This is a genomic window from Bacillus cereus group sp. BceL220, assembly GCF_051776965.1.
Classification (GTDB): domain Bacteria; phylum Bacillota; class Bacilli; order Bacillales; family Bacillaceae_G; genus Bacillus_A; species Bacillus_A cereus.
Genome location: NZ_JBPWBC010000004.1, coordinates 23,318 through 41,937 on the forward strand (window position 1 = coordinate 23,318; position 18,620 = coordinate 41,937).

Genomic DNA, 18,620 nt, shown 5'->3' on the forward strand with positions numbered 1-18,620 from the left:
ATTAAGCCCTATATAAATAGCGCAAGAAAATGTTTCCATAGAAACACGTTAATTATACAGGATTCTACATAAATTTCACACTGGAATTTTAGTAATAATTTTATTATTAAGTCGTAAAAAAACATATGAAATGTCTATATTTCATTCGGAACTGTACAAAAAAACAGACTATCACATACGTGAAGTCTGTTTCCCCATTCTTTTATTTTTGTACATCTGCCCATTTTAAACTTGTAGCTGGACCAAATTGATGTACATATAAATCTTTCACATACGGTTTTTGTAAGTAAGATAATCCGCGCTGGAATACCGGTGCAATTACTGCATCATCAAGTAGCATTTTTTCAGCTTCTTGCATTGCTTTCCAGCGAGCCTTTTCATCATTACCTAATTCTGTTTTAATCTTCTTAATTAACGCATCATATTCTGGATTTGCATATTCTGTATTATTAACACTGCTTCCAGAAAGGAATACTTCTAAGTAAGTCATTGGATCTGGATAATCCGGTAACCAGCGTGATAACGACATTTCATATTCTTTCTTCTTCTCTAGTGCTAATTTTTGCGTATGTGGTTGCAATTTCACATTCACTTTTAAACCTGGTAAATTTTTCTCAAGCTGCTCTTTAATGTACTCTCCAACTTTTTTAAAGTTTTCTAAGTCATAATTTAATAGTTCTAACGTCACTTCATCTGTACCTGTTTCTTGCTTTGCTTTTTCCCAATATTCTTTCGCTTTTTTTACATCAGTTTTATTAAACTCACCTGCCGTACTTCTAAAATCTTTTTTATCTGGTCCCTTTAAAAATCCTTTTGGTACGTAATAGTTTGCAGCAACCGAACCATCATTTAAAAATGAATCCGCAAGTCCTTTCTTATCAAAAACTGTACTTAGCGCAAGACGTGTATTTTTATTTTTAAGAATCGGTACATTTTCATTAAATCGGAAGAAGTACATAACTGGATCTGTATATTGTTTTAGCTCTTTATTATTTTTATATTTATCCACGAATTCTGTAGAAATAACAGCTCTATCAACTTTATCTGTTTCATATAAATTTACCGCAGTTGAAATTTCTTTTACAATTTGATAGTTTACTTCATCTAACTTCACTTCTTTTTTATCCCAATACTTATCGTTTTTCTTCATTGTAAAGCTAGCTTCATGCTTCCACTCTGATAATGTAAATGGTCCATTATATACCGCTTTATTTGCTTCTAATCCGTATTTATCACCTTGCTCTTTCGCATATTTTTCGTTAATTGGATAGAAGGATGGTAAAATTAATAATTTCGTAAAATACGGTACAGGATGTTCTAGCTCTACGACGAACGTTTTATCATCCTTCGCTTTTACTCCTAATTCATCTAGACCTAGTTGTTTTTTATTTATCTTCTCAGCGTTTTTCACATCGTACGCAATGTATGCATATTGAGAAGCGGTATCTGGATTAATCAATTGCTTCCAAGCGTATACGTAATCATGAGCGGTTACTGGATCTCCGTTTGACCATTTCGCATCACGCAAATGAAATGTATATGTCTTTCCATCTTTACTCACTTCATATTTTTGTGCGCCTGCCTCAATTACTTCATCATTTTTCGATAGACGGAATAGTCCTTCCATTACGTTATTCAAAACGTTAAACGAGACTGCATCTGTGACTTTCCCTGAGTTTAACGACGGAATTTCACCCGTTTCTAGTAACTGTAATACTTTCTTTTCATCTTTCGGCTTTGTTGCAGTTTTTTCTTTTGCGCAGCCAACTAAAAATGAAGAAACTAATAGAGTACTAACTAATGAGTAACGAACAACTTTTTTCATTTAAAAACCCCCCTCTATTTTTAAGGTAAGTAACGACGAGCACCAGCGTATTCTTCTATATATCCTGGTGTATTTAGCGGTATAATCTCTACCGACCTTTCAGCTCTTGGTGAGTGAATCATATTGCCATCACCAATATACATTGCAACGTGATGGACACTACCTTTCCCTTGATCATGTGCAAAGAAAATTAAATCTCCCTTTTGTAAGTTTTCTTTATCAACTGCAATTCCTGCTCTTGATTGCGGTCCAGAATCTCGCGGAATTGTAATGCCGTGCGATTTATAGATCGTATGCGTGAAGCCAGAGCAATCAAATCCAAAACCACTTGTACCAGCCCATATATACGGTAAACCTAAAAACATTTTCCCTGTGTTAATTAAATCATCAGCTGTCGGTTTTGGAATATCAGTTTGAGAACGGTAAACTGTTCCATCATTTTTTCGTAGCCATGCTTTCTGACCATTTGGCAACAATACACGGTATGAAATTGTGTCTTCACTTAATAGCGGCAGTCTTGTATTATAACTGACTTCAAGTGATTTATGTTTTTCAGAAGGATTTATATATAAAATCGCTGTTGGCTTTGTTATTAACACAAAAGGTTCATTTGTTTTATCTGCAAATTCTTGATTATATGTTAATTGCTTTTCAGGCATCCAGCCCGGATAACCTTCTTCATTTCGTGGTGTTGGCTGTCCATGCACTAATACCTTCACCCACTCGCCTTTCTTATCAATAACAGTTACTTCTTGACCGAGTAACGCTTGTGTTTCTAATTTATTTGCATTTGTTAACCATAGTTTCTCGTCAAGTGTCATTGATTTCGTCCATTTCCAAAGATCCACTGGATTTGTTGCACTCGGTGTATCGATTGACCTTAATGAATCAGGTGCTGTCCATAACGTTGCAGCAGATACATCTATAAATGCTTTATTATCCTTCTTTTCTTCAGCATTTGCCGATGTAAACGATGAAAATATAAATAAAGTTGTTAAAAATGCAGTTCCTACTTTTTTCATATATATCCCCCTTAAAAAAATAGTTTACTAGTCTCTTCTCCTAAGACTTACTATTCACTGTCGATTGAAGGTTTACCTTTGATCCAGAATAAGTCATTCCTTCTGGCTCTTCCATTAACCAAAGCGGTGCATCAAGATCAAAATAATGTATATTAGGATGTGCTGCCGCTAAATGTGCAACAGCGCTAACGGAAAGTGAAGATTCCATCATGCTTCCCACCATACACTTCACACCAGCCGTTTCTGCGATATCTGCAATACGCCATGCTTCACGTATGCCACCACATTTCATTAATTTAATATTAATTAAGTCTGCGTATCTTCCTTGAACGAGCTTTAATGCATCACTTGCTGAAAATATACTTTCATCGGCCATAATTGGCGTTTGCACACGATCTTTGACGTACTTTAACCCATCCCAATCTTTCGCGTGTACTGGTTGTTCAATAAATTCTATATTTAAATTACGATTTTCCATCTCTTGAATGATAGAGATCGCTTCTTTTGGACTCCAACCTTGATTCGCATCTAAACGTAATGTCGTATTTCTTGGTACTACATTTCGAATTGCCTCAATACGTTCCAAATCTAAATGCGCCTCCTTACCCACTTTAATCTTTAATGTTTGAAATCCTTTTTCTATATGTTTCTTCGCTTCTTTTGCCATTAATACAGGCTCATCCACACTCACTGTAATATCGGTATAAATTTCTTTCTTCCCGCCTAACAATGCATATAACGGCACATTTTGATATTGGCAATATACATCATATAGAGCGATATCTACCGCTGCTTTCGCACTTGAATTTCCAATACAACTCATTTGAATGCGCTGTAGTAACTGCTGAAACTGAATGATATCTTGACCAATTAAACATGAACGCATCGGTCCTAAAATCGCATCTTCCATTCCACTGGTGAAATCACCCGTAATAACTGGCGTTGCGGCTGCAGCCCCCTTACCAATCACTCCTTCGTCTGTATGAATATAAACATCTATACTTTCAATTTCTGTTACAGTACGAAGCGCGGTTTTAAACGGTGTATGAAGTTTTACACGTCTACGATTTACTTTTACATCTGTAATTTTCATTTTGTTCATCCTTTCGTTCTCCAATGAAGTGAAATCTTAATCCACCGGAGATTTATACCCACGAATTATTAGGTAAACTTATTGGGCATTTACTCTTCTATCACTCTACTTTGTTTTCGTTTACTTTTGATGTAGAACGATAATGTGAAATAAAAAAATCCAGCCATAAGAATGATTCTTACGGCTGGATTTTGTCTATGATTGAGTAGACAAAGCAGCAATCTGATTATATTTTTTCTGTGCATCTTTTAGCGCTACAAGTAACGCTTTTTGAGAAGAGCCGAAATATCGGTTCTTTACTTCCATTACTAACGCCGGGTCATTTATATTTTTATGTAGAAATAAATATTTAACAAATTGAGATGTTAATGCAATTGTCGCTGAGCAGTCTGCATCTACAATTTCCCCTGTATCCTTAACAAGTACAAATGCTACGAAATAGCTTTTAAACTTTTCAGTAATGGGATTATTTTGAGGTGCTTTCGCATCCCCTACGATATAAATTGTATTTGAAGCGTACACAGCTATCTTCCTTTCTTATACGAGGATAACGGGTTTCTTAATAGTCGTATGAGCGAGGAACTCAACGTTGATTAAAAAATGTATCCGCTTACCTTGTATTATAATATAATTGACAGAATTTTAACAACATTTATTTTAGTGCATATTCCATATTTATGCAAATAGCTTAAACTCTTCATTTTTACAATATGTGATTGTTCCTTGTACCATGACATTCATACATAAAAAACTGCACCTCCAATTGTTAGACGGTGTCTAACAATTGGAGGTGCAGTTCAATGGCTAGCTGTTTTTTTATTACTTTGGCATCACAAATATAGTTTCATTTGACTTAGAAAATTGATACTCTTTTCTCGCAAACTTCAAAATTTCTTCTTCATCGTCTGTTAAATTTTCTATGTTAGTCTTTAAAGAACCTTTATCTTTCTTTAAAGATACTAATTGTTTCTTTTGATCCGTAATCGTATCTTTCTTTTTATCAATTACTTCTTGTTGTTTCGTTAAAATATATTGAACGTACAGAGTAGTTGCCGCAATAAAAAGGACCATTAAAATAAGACGCCTTAACTTCTTTTTATTTATCTTACGCTTGTCACTAGGTTGTGATGATTGTTCTGGTATATTAGGAACATTTACTCGTTTGAGTTTCCTCATTCAAATCCCCCTAACCCATATTTTTCACTACCATCGGCACGTTTTCTTACTAAACTAAATTCTATTCTTATAAAATAAACTCCTTCACAAAAATATCCCATAAATTAACCAATTAAAGATAGCATTCGACGACATTTCTACATTTACACCGTTTTTTTTTATACATGCTGCTATAAAATAGTAGTTTCTGTAATTCTTTTTCTACTATTGTAGAAGAGTTTTTTCACACACAAAATTCTTACCCCACATATCCATGTTATAACATGCTTACAAGGAGGGGAAATATGCATTACCGCACATTAGGTAAAACTGGAATAACTGTTTCTGAAATAGGTTTTGGGGCATGGGCAATCGGTGGTGATGAATGGGGACCTGTTAACGATAAACAATCTATAACTGCTATAAAAAAAGCAATTGAGTGTGGTGTGAATTTTATTGATACTGCGGATGTGTATGGTTTAGGACATAGTGAAAAGTTGGTGGCTACCGCGATTAAAGGACATCGTAATGATATTATCCTATCAACGAAAGGTGGTTTAATCGGACACCACTACGATCCTAATGGAGTTCCTGTATATGATACTCCCGAAAAAATCATCGCCGTATTTGAAACAAGTTTACAACGTCTTCAAACAGATTATATTGATCTTTATTTTTGTCATATTTGGTGGCATAATCGTAGAGAAACAGAAGCATTTCTACGTGCATTTGACATATTAAAACGTGATGGAAAAGTAAGGGCAGTCGGTGTTTCGACTCATGATTTACAATACATTCATCATTTCAATAACAACAACGAAATTGATATCGTACAACTTGATTACAATATATTAAATCGAAAACCTGAAAAAGATATATTACCATTCTTACAAGAGAAAAATCTAGGAGCTATTATTCGTAGTCCATTAAAAATGGGCATTTTAACTGGAAAATTCACAAATAAAACAATTTTTCCAGATGGAGATTTACGCAAAGATTGGCCAAATGAAACTTGGTTTCAAGAAGACTTACAAACCGTAGAGAAACTTCGGTTGCTCTCAAATAAAAATCAGACCCTAGGGCAACTTGCACTTCGCTATGTACTCTCTCATCCGGCAGTAAGTGTTGTAATTCCTGGTGCCAAAACCGGAATGCAAGCACAAGAAAATGCAAATGCATCTGTTCGCCCTATTTTAAGTGCTGAAGAGCTTAACTATATTCATTCAATATAAAAAGCCCAATCCGGGCTTTTTAATTTGGCAAACTAATATCATACTCCATTCGCTTCGCTGTGTCCTCCGCAACATGCATACCTAACAAGTTTTTCACAATATGAAATGCCATATTAATTCCAGCTGAAATTCCGGCAGATGTTATAATATGTCCTTCATCTACAAACTTTACATTTTCTATAACTTCAACATTTTGAAACTCATTTTTAAACTTTTCAATACTATCCCAATGTGTTGTTGCTTTTAAACCTTCCAGTAAACCTGCTTTCGCCAGTAATAGCGCTCCTGTACAAACTGAAGTCATCAGCTTTACTTCTTTCATTTGTTGGCGAATCCATTTTATTACTATTTCATTTTTTATTTCATATTCTCTAGCACCTAGCCCACCCGGAATTATTAAAATATCCACTGGTGGTAAATTTTCAATACTATAATCTGGCTGTACCTTCAATCCGTTCCTTGCTGTAATCATTTCCCCATTCTCGCTAACTGTATAAACAGTAAATGGTTTTTCTTCATTCACCTCAGTTACAGAAAAAACTTCAAATGGCCCTGCAAAGTCTAACACTTCTACTTCATTAAATAAAAATATACCAACACTCCATTTATTCATCATAAGTTCACTTCCTGTTTCAAATGATGTAATAGATGATCATATCCTTTTTCTAATGCAATATCATACGCTGTTTTCCCATCATTTTTCTTTATCATCTTATTAGCTCCATTTTTAAGGAGTAACATAATTATTTCTTCATTTCCTAATAATGCCGCTTCGTGAAGTCCTGTCCAGCCACCACTTTGCATAATATTTACATCTGATCCTTTTTCAATTAAGAAAGCAACAAGTTCACTTTGCTTGTTCGCAATTGCTGCTTGCAAAGGCGTATTTTCATTTTCGTTTTTCGCTCTACTATGTATATCTGCACCGCTTTCTAAAAGAAAACTCGCTATTTCTTTCTGTCCAAAATAAGCTGCTAAATGAAGTGGTGTCCATCCATCTTCACTACATTCGTTAACAATACTTGGACTCGCCTTTATAAACTCCACTACTTTTTCCTTATGACCACTTAAAACAGCTTGTACTATTGATTGTAAATGCTCCATAATAATCTCCTATCCTTCAAAATATTTAAGCATCCCCTTCTACATGTTCTATTAATTATTACATTTTCCTTTTAAAAACTTAAGTTTACATAATAATATTATAAATTACTTTTGTACTTAATGTTGAATAGCAATAATGTTTAAAATAATACCTTTAAACAATAAAGACTATGATTTCATTAGAGTTACTGAAAAAAGCAATTAAAAAAACTATACACATAGTTTTCATCATATTCGTTCAGTTGCATGAACTAAAACAGGTAATGTTTATTCTGCTATTCATGCTTTCAACATATCAAATAATATTATTCCAATAAAAAAAACAATCCATTTTTAAAATGGATTGTTTTTTTATTTCTGTTTTATGCGGTTTATTTTATTTTTGTATTTTCAATGACGAAATAATTACACTTACAAAAATGAAATACTACTATCTTAGCCCCTCTTATAGTAAGTTTTTCGTTTGAAAACCAAAAACACATTTTCGCCTTACGATTAAAAAACATATGTAAAAATCTCTAAAACAGCTGCCTTATCATACTAATCTATAGCAATTCTGTCTTCTTCCCTTACCTGTTTCCTTTAACACATACGATTTTAAAACAAGCGCCGTTAATGAATCTGTTAATGTTTTATATGATAAATTTGATAATGCCAATAGATCGTTCGTATATAACATTCTATGCTTCTCTAATAATAATAGTACTAATCGTTCAGACGGTTTTAATGCCTCATCACTTTCTAGTATAAAGTCTATATTTTTCATTTCTCTAATTACTACTCCTTATATAAAAAAATACTTTAGGTGCTAATTTAATATAAAAATAATACATAACAAAATTTGAAATATATTAAAATAACATTGTTTTAAAACACTATTATACTATAACATATATAATTCTTCAAAAACTACATTTAAAAACGGTTAGTCATTCTCTAAATATGAATGACTAACCGTCTTTCAGCTTCTTCTCAATTAACATGTTTTACCTTAAATATTTCTTGCAATATGTGGCTTACTGTAATGACTTGTTCCACCGCCACCTACTACTACTTTACCACCTTTTTCGAAAATTAATAATTTACTTGAACCATCTGCAAGAAGTACTATTACTTCAGCATTATTACTTGTTGCTATATAAATTACATAACCACTCTTTGATATACAAGTTTCCCAATTCGCATCAAATTCTGATCTTACTACACGATTTGAATACACTTGATTTTCAATTCTACCTTGTTCTTCGTTTTCCAAATTTATTCTCCCCTCTTGCCTGAATAGTTATATATATTAAAATAGCAGTCCTGTTTAAAATAGTGACCGATTTTAACATAAATAGTATATGTAGTTAGTAGGAGAATGCTTGGACAATAGAAACAAGACAGTCGATTGTGTATTGACTGCCTTGTTTCCATAGATAGTTCTCTATTTTTCGTTTCGCAGAGCTTCAAAAGTAATCATTTGATTTGCATTTGACGGTTCTTTTTCATAAACATATTCAGCAGAGCAAGTAATGTTAGAGAAACCTATACTTTCTAAAAGGAGTTTAAACTCTACTATTCCATACCAGCGCAGCGCAAAACGTTGTAACTCTGTTTGTACTAGCTGTCCTTTACTCCACTTTTCATATTTCAAATATGATACAGTAACTTGGTTCAGCCAATCTATTTCAATTGATTTATTTTCTAATGTGATTCCGTCTCCACTCGGCAAAGAAAAAGTCGATGTATGAATTTCCCCAGTCTTCCAGTCATGCGGAAGCATAATATCTACGATTAATCGTCCGCCTGGATTAAGATGTTCATAAAAACATTTCAATGCGTTTATAGAATCCACACGATTTTCAATTAAACAAAAAGATCCAGTAGGAATGATAATTGCCTCATATTTATGCGGAATTGAAAATTGTTGCAAGCTTCCTTCATACAAATTAGGATGTAAGCCTCTCTCTTTACACCGCTTACGGCAAGAATCAAGCATTTCAGGTGAATAATCTATCCCATCCACTTTAAAACCAGCCTCTAGAAGCGGAATGATGACACGCCCTGAACCTACTGCAGCTTCGAGAATTCTACCTCTACAATCTTTTAAACGTTCTTTGTAATACTCAATATCACCATTTAAAGAATAACCGACTGGTTTTGTGTAATCATACAGTTCCGTACAAAGTGTACTATAAAAACTAAACATTTATTTTCTCCTCCGTTTTTACGTACGGAAGATGCCAATTCAACTAATCTTCCTGTACCTCTAAATTTAATGCGCTTTTGAAAGAGCTGACTGTCATAATATATCACTCACTTTCCATAGAATATAATGATATTGTATTACATAACCTTCCAATTCGAAATATAAAATTAAAAATTCAGACTATAAATCAAAAAGCTTACTTTAGTAAGCTCTTTGAAAAAAATATTTATTTCACAATCGGCAATGTCACTTCACTTAATTTCACTGTAAGCTTCGTGCCCGCTTTCGGTCTAATTGTATAATCATAGTCGCTAGCAATTAAAACGACCCCTATTTGATGTCCAGCTTTAAAGACATAATCATCTGGCTGCATGTCCCATGTAAATGTATAATCTTTGCCCGGTTGAATCGCTATTGAATCTTCTATATTATTTAAGTTTTGTGGATCCATCCAGCCCCTCGTTACGATTTCCGGCTTCGCTCCTCCATAGTCAACAAGTAATGCTGTTAAATTTGATACAGATCGATCAATATTTCCTGTAATTGAAATCTTTGGTGTACCACTTATGCCTGTATCTTTTTGCAGTACAGGCATTGTATATACTAATCGATTGGCTACTTCTAATTCTGGGTTTGCTACTAATTGATTTGATTTTATTTGTGCATCATCTACGAATGAGAAAACTTTATTAACCGATCCCATACTTAATGGCAAATTGACTGATTTATTACTTAAATACATACGGATTTTTGAAGGTACAGCCGCTGGATCTGGCCAATTTTTTATCTTTTGCCACGATTTATTTTCTCTTTGCACATCAACCATTGGTTCATCCATAATTCCATTTTCAATTCCGTATAACCAATAATCTAACCATTTATTTTGTGTTTGCTGCCAGTTATTACTTGATGTCCCACCGTGTCCACCTTGATGTAGCCACATTTTACGAGGTACATGATTTTCTCCAAGAGCATCCCACCATTGTGCGAACTGTTTCGTTTTAACATTCCAATCGTTTAAACCATGAACAACAAATACACTCGCTTTTACATTTTTAGCATCTTTTACATAGTTACGTTTATCCCAAAAATCATTATAATTACCTGTTTTTCGGTCTTGTCCAGCCGTTAACTCTTTTATAACTTGTCCGCAAACTTCAGGATTTTCCCTTGTCAGTACTGCTTCTGCCATATTATCTGTATCTTCTCCTTGATATCCGCCTGGCGCAATTACTGCACCATTTGCACGATAATAATCATACCAACTACTAATTGCTGCGATTGGAATAATTGTTTTTAAACCTTCAACTCCAGTAGTCGCAACAGCATTTGGTAGTGTACCATTATAAGAAACTCCAGTCATACCTACATTTCCTGTAGACCAATTTGCCTGAACTTCCTCACCCTGTTCTGTAAATGCTTTCGCGCGACCGTTTACCCAATCAATAACAGACTTTGTACCGAGTATTTCTTGTTCATCTCCAGTTGTAGGGCATCCATCTGATTTTCCAGTACCGATACTTTCGCCTAGAATAACTGCATAACCTCTTGGCACGTAATAGTTCCCATACGAACCAAGATTAACCGCTCCATACGGTTTTCCTTCATACGCATACAATTCTTCATCTACATTATATACAGGAACATCTTTTAATCCAGATCGATATGGACTCATTTCATAAATAACAGGAACCTTCACATTCGGATCTGTCTTTGGACGCATAACTTTTATCGATACTCTGTCTTTCTTACCGTCGCGATCACTATCAACTTCTGTCTCTACATATAAATTTTCGATAATGGCTTCATCGAGTGAATAAATCGGTTTTGTCATCCCATTTTCTAATTCAATTTTCGTATTTTTAATCTCTTCCTTCTTCTCTGCATGCACATCCATAGTAAAGCTAGGTATAATTGTTGCAGATAGCATTGCTGACAGTGTAATTGCCATTTTCTTTTTACTCAAAATGTTCCCTCCCCTTATTCGTTCTCTTTTACTATATAACAAAATAACTGAAAATTCAGTTTTATTTTTATATAATAGTTGAGAAACTCAAAGATTTCTTATTAAGTAAAATTCAATACAGGTGTGAAAGTATTTTCCCACTCCCAGCTTCTATATAAAGTGAGCCCTCACCAATCGGGCGTTTACGGGCAGCGGGGCCCCCACCTAACTTCTTTGCTTCCGCTGAATTTTGAGTTTTGGGGTCTTACTGCCCGGCAAATAGCCGGAAAAATAGAGAAAAAGACAACCGATATTTCTATCGATTGTCTTACATTCCATTTATTATTTTTCTAACTCTTTAAAGGTATCTTTCAAGTCTTTATCAGATACTTTTATATCTGCATTTTTAAGCAGATCTCTAGTAACTTGTTGATGGAATTGAGGATCTTGTATACGTTGCTGTTCTAATTCTTTACGAATATTCTCTTTCTCTTCCTCATATGGTTTAAGCTCTTTTTTATCCGTTAGCTTAATAATATGATATCCGAAAGAAGATTTAACAGGTTCACTCAATTGACCAACTTCTAACTTATATGCAGCATCCTCAAATTCTTTCACCATCATACCTGGTCCAAATTCAGATAGTTCTCCACCTTTTTCTTTAGAACCTGGATCCTCTGAATATTGTTTAGCCAATGCCGCGAAATCTTCGCCACTATTTAATTTTTCTTTAATTTCTTTTGCTGTCTTTTCATCTTTCACTAAAATATGGCTAACTTGAAGCTTTGGCTTATAGTGATCTTTAATATCTTTTTCCGTTACGGTTGCTTTAATAGCTTTTTCAAAAGCGAAAGTAAGCTTTAATTTCTCTTTCAACTGATCTTCATTTTTCACACTATTAGATTCCATATATGTATTAAAATTATCGCCCATCTTGTCTTTTAATTCTTTCAGTTGTTTCGTTACCTCTTCATCCGTAACTTTATATTTATCATTTAATACTTTCTCTACTACCATTTCAGATAAATTCTGTTTACCATAGTTTTCTTTTAATTTTTTGTTAAAATCACTTTCTGAAATGCTTCCTGATTTTGTAGTTACAATATTATCTGATGAACCACATGCAGATAAAGATAACGTCATCCCCATTAAAATGCTACCAATTACTAATTTCTTTCTTTTCAAATCCGAATACCTCACTTCATTAAATTCAAATGTAACTATGTAAATATAACGTTTCCCTGTGAACTTCACGTGAATTTAATGAAAGTAGAACATTTGCTAATTCTCCATTTAATACATCAATTTTGAAAATTTTGGTGATTCATCCTGTATCGCTAACCTCTAAAGCTGCAAAAAGGACTAAATTTTCATTAGTCCTTTTTCACATTTATATAAAATTGAATTTCTCCATTTATAGAGGAAACTCCATATTCAAAACCATGTCTTTCTAAAATACTTTTCACTATCGCTAGTCCTAATCCTGTACCTGATTTTTCTTTACTACGAGAAGATTCTAGTACGTAAAAAGGCTCCCAAATTTTCTCGATATCTTTAATTTTATCCGTATGAATGCCATTTTTTATTTGAAAATATATACTTTTATTTCTATCTTCTAAAGTAATTATTATGCTTTGATTTGCTGTATATTTTATTGCATTAGAAATTAAATTTTGAAATACCATTCTCATTTTATTTAAATCTGCATAAATGATTGTATCACCCGTATTACAGTTTACTTGTAAGTCAATTGCTTTCGAATCCAGGTCAATCTGATGCTTATCTAATATACTCTGGACCAGTGGTTCAATGGGGAATTCTTCTTTTTGTAAAATATCTCTTTCTAGTTTAGAAAATCGTAATAGTTCTTCAATTAAGTTTGATATTTGATCTGTTTGTTTAATAATTGTATCTACATAAGTCCCATCATCTAATCCATCTTTAATCCCCATAGAGTATGCTTTTACTAATGCGATCGGTGTCTTTAATTCATGCGTTACATCACCCATAAATCGTTTTAAATGTTCATTACGATCAGTTAAGTCTTGATGTGCCTCATGTAGTTTTTCACTCATGATATTAATACTATTGGCCAACTCTCCTATTTCATCATTCGTTTTCACTTTCGTTCTTTTAAACTGCAAATGTGAAATATCCTGAGCCACATCACTTAGCTCCTTCAGTGGCGTCGTTATTATTTTTGAAAGTATCCACACAAGTAAAATAATAAGAAGGAGCGAGAAACATACGATGTATAAGTAAAATGTATTTAACGTATTTATAATTTCATTTGAATTCGCAATGGAAGTCCCAATTAAAATTATCGTATCATCTTTCGCAATATATTTAGCAAAAAAACTCGCTTTTACCTTTCCTTGATCGTACAGTTTATTCGATTGCCCTTCCGTCTTCACTTTCATAACTTCGTCTTTCGTAATCCAAAGCTTATTTAAAGTTACTTTCTTTTTCGTAAGTTGCATGCGTAACGCTTCGTTCATAGCATCTTCTGACTGATTAATTGGCGTATACGCAATTGTAACGTTATTTTCACTTTCAATTGTATGAATAACATCCTCTATATTTTCCACTGTTGTATTTTGTATCTGTGTTGTAAATTTATTTAAGTTTTCACGTGTTTTATAAATATTATAGTTCGGTAAGAGATTGTTAATGAATAATAATGAAATCATAAAGATGAGAATAACAGTTGCAGAAATACTTAAAAATAACTTTTTCCCAAGTTTATTCACTTTGTTCCTCCAAACTATAGCCCAGCCCGCGATGCGTCTTAATAATATTTTCTCCAATTTTTTTACGCAGCCTTCTTACATGTGTATCAACCGTTCTCTCTTCTCCAAAATAGTCAAATCCCCATACAATATCTAGCAATTTTTTACGAGTTAAAATCGTTCCTTTATGATTTAAAAAACATTTTATTAATTCGAGCTCTGTTTTTGTAATTTCTAACTCTATATCATTTTTATATACTTTATTTTTGGCGAAATTTATCTTTACATCTTGTACTTGAATAATATCATCATGCTGAATAAGCTTTTTCGCTCGCGTAATTAGTACTCCTGGATGAAATGGTTTTTTCACGTACTCATCTGCCCCGCTTTGAAGCGCAGCTAATTCATCTTCGCTTTCACTTTTCGCCGTAAGCATTAATACTTTCACGCTTGAATTCTTTTTTATTTCCTGACAGACAGTAATACCACTATGTTTCGGCATCATCCAATCCAAAATTGCTAAATCAATTTTTTCATCATAAAACATTTGAAGTGCTTCCTCTCCGTCTTTCGCTAATAAAACTTCGAAGCCTTCTTTTTCAAAATAAGCTTTTAAAATTCTTAACATATCTTGTTCGTCATCTGCAATTAAAACTTTCATATTTTTTCCTCCATTGCTTTTAAACAAAAACCAATTGTATCATACAACATCTTTGTTACATGAATGTGACAGAAAAATATTTAAAGCTTTTGAGGGGATAGTAATGGTGAGGTGTTGTATTATGATAAAAAAAATCGGGGTCATTTCTCTTCTTTTATTTCTATTATCAACAAATGCATTCGCAAATATAAATCAACAAATTGAAGTGTTTGATTGTCAAAAAGAAATGGTCATTCAAAAACAATCTTTAGATCCAATAGTCCAAAAAGAAGCAGTTCAATACGCTAAAGCAATAACTGGTCCATTTAAAAACTTAAATGTCGTTCCAAAAGATGGCTATATGATAAAAATCCCTTTATCTAAGCCGGTTTCTATTACTAATCAATGGTTACACACTACAATAGACGAAGTACTTATACTGCTCCCACTAAATGAAAAGCCTTATATTATGCTTTATGATGATGAAAATAATCCGCATTTTTATTATGTAAAAGGTAAACCAAGATTATTATTGAAACAAATGAACGTTAAAACGTAATTGACTGAAAAGGAGTCACCTTATAAGCTAAATTTTAAAAGCTAAGGTGCTCTTTTTTATAATAACAATTTAGTAAATGAAATTATAAAAGTTGTTTTTAATATAAGGATCGCAACTTCATATATCAGCGATTTTTAAGATATATCGATTTACCAACTAAAATACCTGTCCGTCTATTCTTTTGGTAGCTACCTCGATAATACTTTGTAGTGACTAGATCCCTTATATAATCCCTCTTTTACAAATCCATTTGCAGTATAAAACGCATCTCCTTGCTTCGTGTCAGCATGTAATACAATCACTTCAAAATACTTTTCCGCATGACATAATAGTTGATTTAATAATAAGTTCCCTAACCCTATACGCCGAAAATCCTTTGAAATATAAAATCTCCTTAACCGCCCAATCTTATTGTCTTTTGTGTACGGATCCTCATTTAAACCTCCAACTCCAATTAACATATCACCTCGAAAAATACCATATAAACATTCTCCAGTTTTATTGAATGTATTTATTTCGTTTTTATATTCATTTATTAGCCTTATAAGGAAATTAAAACCTTCTTCTTCACTGTCTTGAACGAGATGACTGAATTCATATCCCATTAAATTTTCTATTTGTTGAATATGTATATCTTTCAAGTCCATTCCCCCTAAGTACGAAAATATATAAAATGCTCGAGAATCATTTATTCTGAGCATTTTTATGGTTGTTACTTTATGTAATTTATAGCGTGCGTATTCTTCACTTCATATCTAAACCGATAATACAGTTGATTAATTTTATTATGAAAATATAAGAGCCTTGCTACAATCTAGTGTGTGATAAGGCTCTTTAAAGTTGTTTAATTCTTATCGAATTAAAGCATGTGTTTGTTTAAGTGTATACATTCACCATTTATAAATTCTCTCAAATATACTATAAGTTTATATATTTCTCATTCTTCTCTAACAGGTTCAAAATAAATTGTAATTTGTTAATCGATATGTTTGTGTAACCACTGTTCAAATATCTTTAACTGTTCTTCAGTATGAAAGTAATGTTCACCCGTCTCCATAACTTCTAATTCACAACGATGTTTTTTTGTAAAATAGTTAATAGTTTCAAATTCGCACAGTTCATCCTTGGCTCCGTACATAATATATGTATCTATATTCCATATATTAATAGGATGTTCTTTTACATAGCATAAATAATCCCAATATAACTTTTGACCAATAGGTGTCTCTATAATCATTTCCTTTTGCAAAAGCTCTGGTGTTACATTAAACCATTTCATCATATTTTCGATAATTCGTTCCATATTAACTACTGGTGATAAAAATAATGCCTTTTCTACCACATCATTTTGATAAGCTAAAAGGCTAAAATACGCTCCCATACTACATGCAAACACGTTTATTTCTTTCCAATGTTCTTTTGCATAATTCATAATTATAGATAATTCACTAACACAAATCTGTACTTGGCAAGGAGTATTATCATCTTTTCTTTCTCCATGCTCAGGTAAATCAAAGCTTAATACTTGATAACCTTTTTGTTTGGCTTCTTCAGCTAATATTTGAATAATTGTATCTTCCTTATTTGACATATTTCCATGTACTGCAATAAAAATTTTATCACTCTTATCTCCCCATAAAACCGCAGGAATATTACTAATTTTAAAATTATTTTTAATCATATTCCCTCCATAAACTAAGACATATAGGACTTGGCAAAAAACGCACACACTTTATTTACCTCTGTACAGCAGGTAATATCCCCTTCAACTCCACTAAATCATCTATTACTACATCAGCCTGAGCAAGTTCATCTTCTTGCGCAAAATCAAAATTACACCCAATTGCAAGTAAACCGTTGTCTTTCGCTGCATTTATATCAGATAGCCGGTCACCAACTACCGCTGCCTCTTTTATATCATATTTATTCATAATACTTTTAACTAAGTCACCTTTATTTAGCGATTGTATTTGTTCAATACTAAACGTTTCAATCACCCACTTGTCTAAAGCATAATAAGTTACGATTGCTCGTAAATATTCTTTCAAACCATTACTAGCAATGTAAATGGAACAATTATTTTCTTTTATATATGTAAATATTTCTTTTACATTTGGATATAAAGCGCCTTTTCCGCTTTTTATGTTTTCAATAAGTCTATCTAAAAAATATGCATCTGTTTGTTCTCTTATTTCAATAGAATGGTCTGGTAATCAAGCTTCCCAAACTTTCGGTAACGGCACACCCATAATTTCTCTATATTTATCAATTGGTGTTACTGTATCCCATAATTGTAATGATCTTAAGTGATCAAAAGTATCATCTAATGATAATTCTAAAATTTTATCTGTTTGAAATAACGTACCATCCATATCAAAAATTAATGCTTGTAACATTCCTATCTCTCCTTTTGGACTATGGTTTTACCAGATATATTTTTAAGCATCTCAATAATAATTTCTGAGCAATAATTCGCAGCAGTTTTCGCGAAGTCATCATAAGAAATTTGAGCTTCATCATCTGCGCTGTCAGAAATACATCTTATAATGAGAAACGGTATATCATTTATATAGGCAACATGTCCAATTGCTGCCCCTTCCATTTCTGTACAATGAGGTGCGTATTCGTCTATTAATTTCGCCTTTAACTTTGAATCTTCAACAAAACATTCACCGCTGACAATTCTTCCTTCATGAACTGCAATCTGTAAACTACTACTAATACAAGCTTTACGTGCTAACTCTACCAATTCCTTACTTGCAATAAATTCATCTTGGAACGGAAATAAGTTTTTCATTTGAGTTTTACTTACATCATGATGAGTAACATTCGTTGAAATAACTATATCGCCGACTTTTACATCTGAATGTAATCCGCCAGCAACGCCCGTATTAATGATAGAGTCTACATCAAATTTATGAATTAATGTTTGCGCGCATGCAGCTGCATTTACTTTCCCTACACCAGAACGTGTAATAATTACTTCTATTCCCATGAATTCTCCAATATAAAAAGGCATTCCCGCTATTGTCTGTTCCTCTTGTATAACTAGTTTTTCTAAAAGTAAATCTATTTCAATTTGCATTGCTCCAATAATGCCGATTCTGTTCATGTATGTAGTCTCC

General features: G+C 33.0%; 19 protein-coding genes and 1 pseudogene. 2 read left to right on the plus strand and 18 right to left on the minus strand.

Annotated features, from left to right (window positions below):
• Nucleotides 1-202 precede the first annotated feature (202 nt).
• The 5 genes from ACS2FK_RS12220 to ACS2FK_RS12240 all read right to left on the minus strand — a co-directional run bounded on the left by ACS2FK_RS12220 (nucleotide 203) and on the right by ACS2FK_RS12240 (nucleotide 5,116).
• Nucleotides 203-1,825 (minus strand): peptide ABC transporter substrate-binding protein, encoded by a 1,623-nt coding sequence (locus ACS2FK_RS12220; protein ID WP_063547561.1) that lies wholly within the window; start codon nucleotides 1,823-1,825, stop codon nucleotides 203-205.
• 20 nt (nucleotides 1,826-1,845) lie between these two features.
• The gene (locus ACS2FK_RS12225) at nucleotides 1,846-2,847 is read right to left on the minus strand and encodes a C40 family peptidase (protein WP_023522207.1); all 1,002 of its coding nucleotides are present in this window, start codon (nucleotides 2,845-2,847) and stop codon (nucleotides 1,846-1,848) included.
• A gap of 40 nt (nucleotides 2,848-2,887) precedes the next feature.
• Nucleotides 2,888-3,949: a dipeptide epimerase gene (locus ACS2FK_RS12230; protein ID WP_120460708.1), complete on the minus strand. Its 1,062-nt coding sequence runs from the start codon at nucleotides 3,947-3,949 to the stop codon at nucleotides 2,888-2,890.
• Nucleotides 3,950-4,135: 186 nt separating this feature from the next.
• Nucleotides 4,136-4,462, minus strand: coding sequence for a DUF3870 domain-containing protein (locus ACS2FK_RS12235; protein WP_000271314.1), 327 nt, complete (start codon nucleotides 4,460-4,462; stop codon nucleotides 4,136-4,138).
• Nucleotides 4,463-4,759: 297 nt separating this feature from the next.
• The gene (locus ACS2FK_RS12240) at nucleotides 4,760-5,116 is read right to left on the minus strand and encodes an FtsB family cell division protein (RefSeq protein WP_001228739.1); all 357 of its coding nucleotides are present in this window, start codon (nucleotides 5,114-5,116) and stop codon (nucleotides 4,760-4,762) included.
• A 284-nt stretch (nucleotides 5,117-5,400) separates the two neighbouring features.
• Here ACS2FK_RS12240 and ACS2FK_RS12245 point away from each other — a divergent pair, with 284 nt between their 5' ends.
• Nucleotides 5,401-6,327: an aldo/keto reductase gene (locus tag ACS2FK_RS12245; protein ID WP_063547563.1), complete on the plus strand. Its 927-nt coding sequence runs from the start codon at nucleotides 5,401-5,403 to the stop codon at nucleotides 6,325-6,327.
• A 19-nt stretch (nucleotides 6,328-6,346) separates the two neighbouring features.
• Here the strand turns inward: ACS2FK_RS12245 and ACS2FK_RS12250 are convergent, their stop codons facing one another.
• From ACS2FK_RS12250 to ACS2FK_RS12290, 9 genes are all read right to left on the minus strand, one after another.
• On the minus strand, nucleotides 6,347-6,943 hold the full coding sequence (locus ACS2FK_RS12250) for a DJ-1/PfpI family protein (RefSeq protein WP_063547565.1): 597 nt from the start codon (nucleotides 6,941-6,943) through the stop codon (nucleotides 6,347-6,349).
• Entirely contained in the window at nucleotides 6,940-7,431 is a 492-nt protein-coding gene (locus tag ACS2FK_RS12255) for an ankyrin repeat domain-containing protein (RefSeq protein ID WP_000400689.1), read from the minus strand. Before ACS2FK_RS12255 ends, ACS2FK_RS12250 begins: the two co-directional genes overlap by 4 nt.
• Nucleotides 7,432-7,966: 535 nt before the next feature.
• Nucleotides 7,967-8,197 (minus strand): hypothetical protein, encoded by a 231-nt coding sequence (locus ACS2FK_RS12260; RefSeq protein WP_000789031.1) that lies wholly within the window; start codon nucleotides 8,195-8,197, stop codon nucleotides 7,967-7,969.
• 225 nt (nucleotides 8,198-8,422) lie between these two features.
• A complete protein-coding gene (locus ACS2FK_RS12265) occupies nucleotides 8,423-8,686 on the minus strand; it encodes a hypothetical protein (protein ID WP_000426646.1) in 264 nt (87 codons plus the stop codon).
• Between the two features lie 171 nt (nucleotides 8,687-8,857).
• A complete protein-coding gene (locus ACS2FK_RS12270; RefSeq protein ID WP_063547567.1) occupies nucleotides 8,858-9,622 on the minus strand; it encodes a class I SAM-dependent methyltransferase in 765 nt (254 codons plus the stop codon).
• Between the two features lie 226 nt (nucleotides 9,623-9,848).
• Nucleotides 9,849-11,588: a Xaa-Pro dipeptidyl-peptidase gene (locus tag ACS2FK_RS12275; protein ID WP_063547569.1), complete on the minus strand. Its 1,740-nt coding sequence runs from the start codon at nucleotides 11,586-11,588 to the stop codon at nucleotides 9,849-9,851.
• Between the two features lie 321 nt (nucleotides 11,589-11,909).
• Nucleotides 11,910-12,752 (minus strand): peptidylprolyl isomerase PrsA, encoded by an 843-nt coding sequence (locus ACS2FK_RS12280; RefSeq protein WP_063549326.1) that lies wholly within the window; start codon nucleotides 12,750-12,752, stop codon nucleotides 11,910-11,912.
• A 188-nt stretch (nucleotides 12,753-12,940) separates the two neighbouring features.
• Entirely contained in the window at nucleotides 12,941-14,317 is a 1,377-nt protein-coding gene (locus ACS2FK_RS12285; protein ID WP_063547571.1) for a sensor histidine kinase, read from the minus strand.
• A complete protein-coding gene (locus ACS2FK_RS12290; protein WP_000865984.1) occupies nucleotides 14,310-14,957 on the minus strand; it encodes a response regulator transcription factor in 648 nt (215 codons plus the stop codon). Before ACS2FK_RS12290 ends, ACS2FK_RS12285 begins: the two co-directional genes overlap by 8 nt.
• Before the next feature lie 121 nt (nucleotides 14,958-15,078).
• Here ACS2FK_RS12290 and ACS2FK_RS12295 point away from each other — a divergent pair, with 121 nt between their 5' ends.
• A complete protein-coding gene (locus tag ACS2FK_RS12295; protein WP_063547573.1) occupies nucleotides 15,079-15,495 on the plus strand; it encodes a hypothetical protein in 417 nt (138 codons plus the stop codon).
• A 188-nt stretch (nucleotides 15,496-15,683) separates the two neighbouring features.
• Here ACS2FK_RS12295 and ACS2FK_RS12300 read toward each other — a convergent pair whose 3' ends face one another.
• The 4 genes and pseudogenes from ACS2FK_RS12300 to ACS2FK_RS12315 form a co-directional block, all read right to left on the minus strand.
• Nucleotides 15,684-16,136, minus strand: coding sequence for a GNAT family N-acetyltransferase (locus ACS2FK_RS12300; protein ID WP_063547575.1), 453 nt, complete (start codon nucleotides 16,134-16,136; stop codon nucleotides 15,684-15,686).
• 335 nt (nucleotides 16,137-16,471) lie between these two features.
• Complete coding sequence (locus ACS2FK_RS12305; RefSeq protein WP_023522219.1) at nucleotides 16,472-17,176, minus strand: alpha/beta hydrolase; 705 nt, start codon at nucleotides 17,174-17,176, stop codon at nucleotides 16,472-16,474.
• 55 nt (nucleotides 17,177-17,231) lie between these two features.
• Nucleotides 17,232-17,891, minus strand: a pseudogene (locus ACS2FK_RS12310) (HAD hydrolase-like protein).
• Between the two features lie 2 nt (nucleotides 17,892-17,893).
• On the minus strand, nucleotides 17,894-18,607 hold the full coding sequence (locus tag ACS2FK_RS12315; RefSeq protein ID WP_063547577.1) for a 5'-methylthioadenosine/adenosylhomocysteine nucleosidase: 714 nt from the start codon (nucleotides 18,605-18,607) through the stop codon (nucleotides 17,894-17,896).
• Nucleotides 18,608-18,620: the final 13 nt, after the last annotated feature.

Bases quoted from the DNA above. Each gene is read 5' to 3' on its own strand.
- ACS2FK_RS12255 (WP_000400689.1), bottom strand. From the start codon at position 7,431: ATGGAGCATTTACAATCAATAGTACAAGCTGTTTTAAGTGGTCATAAG.
- ACS2FK_RS12245 (WP_063547563.1), top strand. From the start codon at position 5,401: ATGCATTACCGCACATTAGGTAAAACTGGAATAACTGTTTCTGAAATA.
- ACS2FK_RS12220 (WP_063547561.1), bottom strand. From the start codon at position 1,825: ATGAAAAAAGTTGTTCGTTACTCATTAGTTAGTACTCTATTAGTTTCT.
- ACS2FK_RS12250 (WP_063547565.1), bottom strand. From the start codon at position 6,943: ATGATGAATAAATGGAGTGTTGGTATATTTTTATTTAATGAAGTAGAA.
- ACS2FK_RS12305 (WP_023522219.1), bottom strand. From the start codon at position 17,176: ATGATTAAAAATAATTTTAAAATTAGTAATATTCCTGCGGTTTTATGG.
- ACS2FK_RS12230 (WP_120460708.1), bottom strand. From the start codon at position 3,949: ATGAACAAAATGAAAATTACAGATGTAAAAGTAAATCGTAGACGTGTA.
- ACS2FK_RS12290 (WP_000865984.1), bottom strand. From the start codon at position 14,957: ATGAAAGTTTTAATTGCAGATGACGAACAAGATATGTTAAGAATTTTA.
- ACS2FK_RS12225 (WP_023522207.1), bottom strand. From the start codon at position 2,847: ATGAAAAAAGTAGGAACTGCATTTTTAACAACTTTATTTATATTTTCA.
- ACS2FK_RS12295 (WP_063547573.1), top strand. From the start codon at position 15,079: ATGATAAAAAAAATCGGGGTCATTTCTCTTCTTTTATTTCTATTATCA.
- ACS2FK_RS12260 (WP_000789031.1), bottom strand. From the start codon at position 8,197: ATGAAAAATATAGACTTTATACTAGAAAGTGATGAGGCATTAAAACCG.
- ACS2FK_RS12240 (WP_001228739.1), bottom strand. From the start codon at position 5,116: ATGAGGAAACTCAAACGAGTAAATGTTCCTAATATACCAGAACAATCA.
- ACS2FK_RS12315 (WP_063547577.1), bottom strand. From the start codon at position 18,607: ATGAACAGAATCGGCATTATTGGAGCAATGCAAATTGAAATAGATTTA.
- ACS2FK_RS12270 (WP_063547567.1), bottom strand. From the start codon at position 9,622: ATGTTTAGTTTTTATAGTACACTTTGTACGGAACTGTATGATTACACA.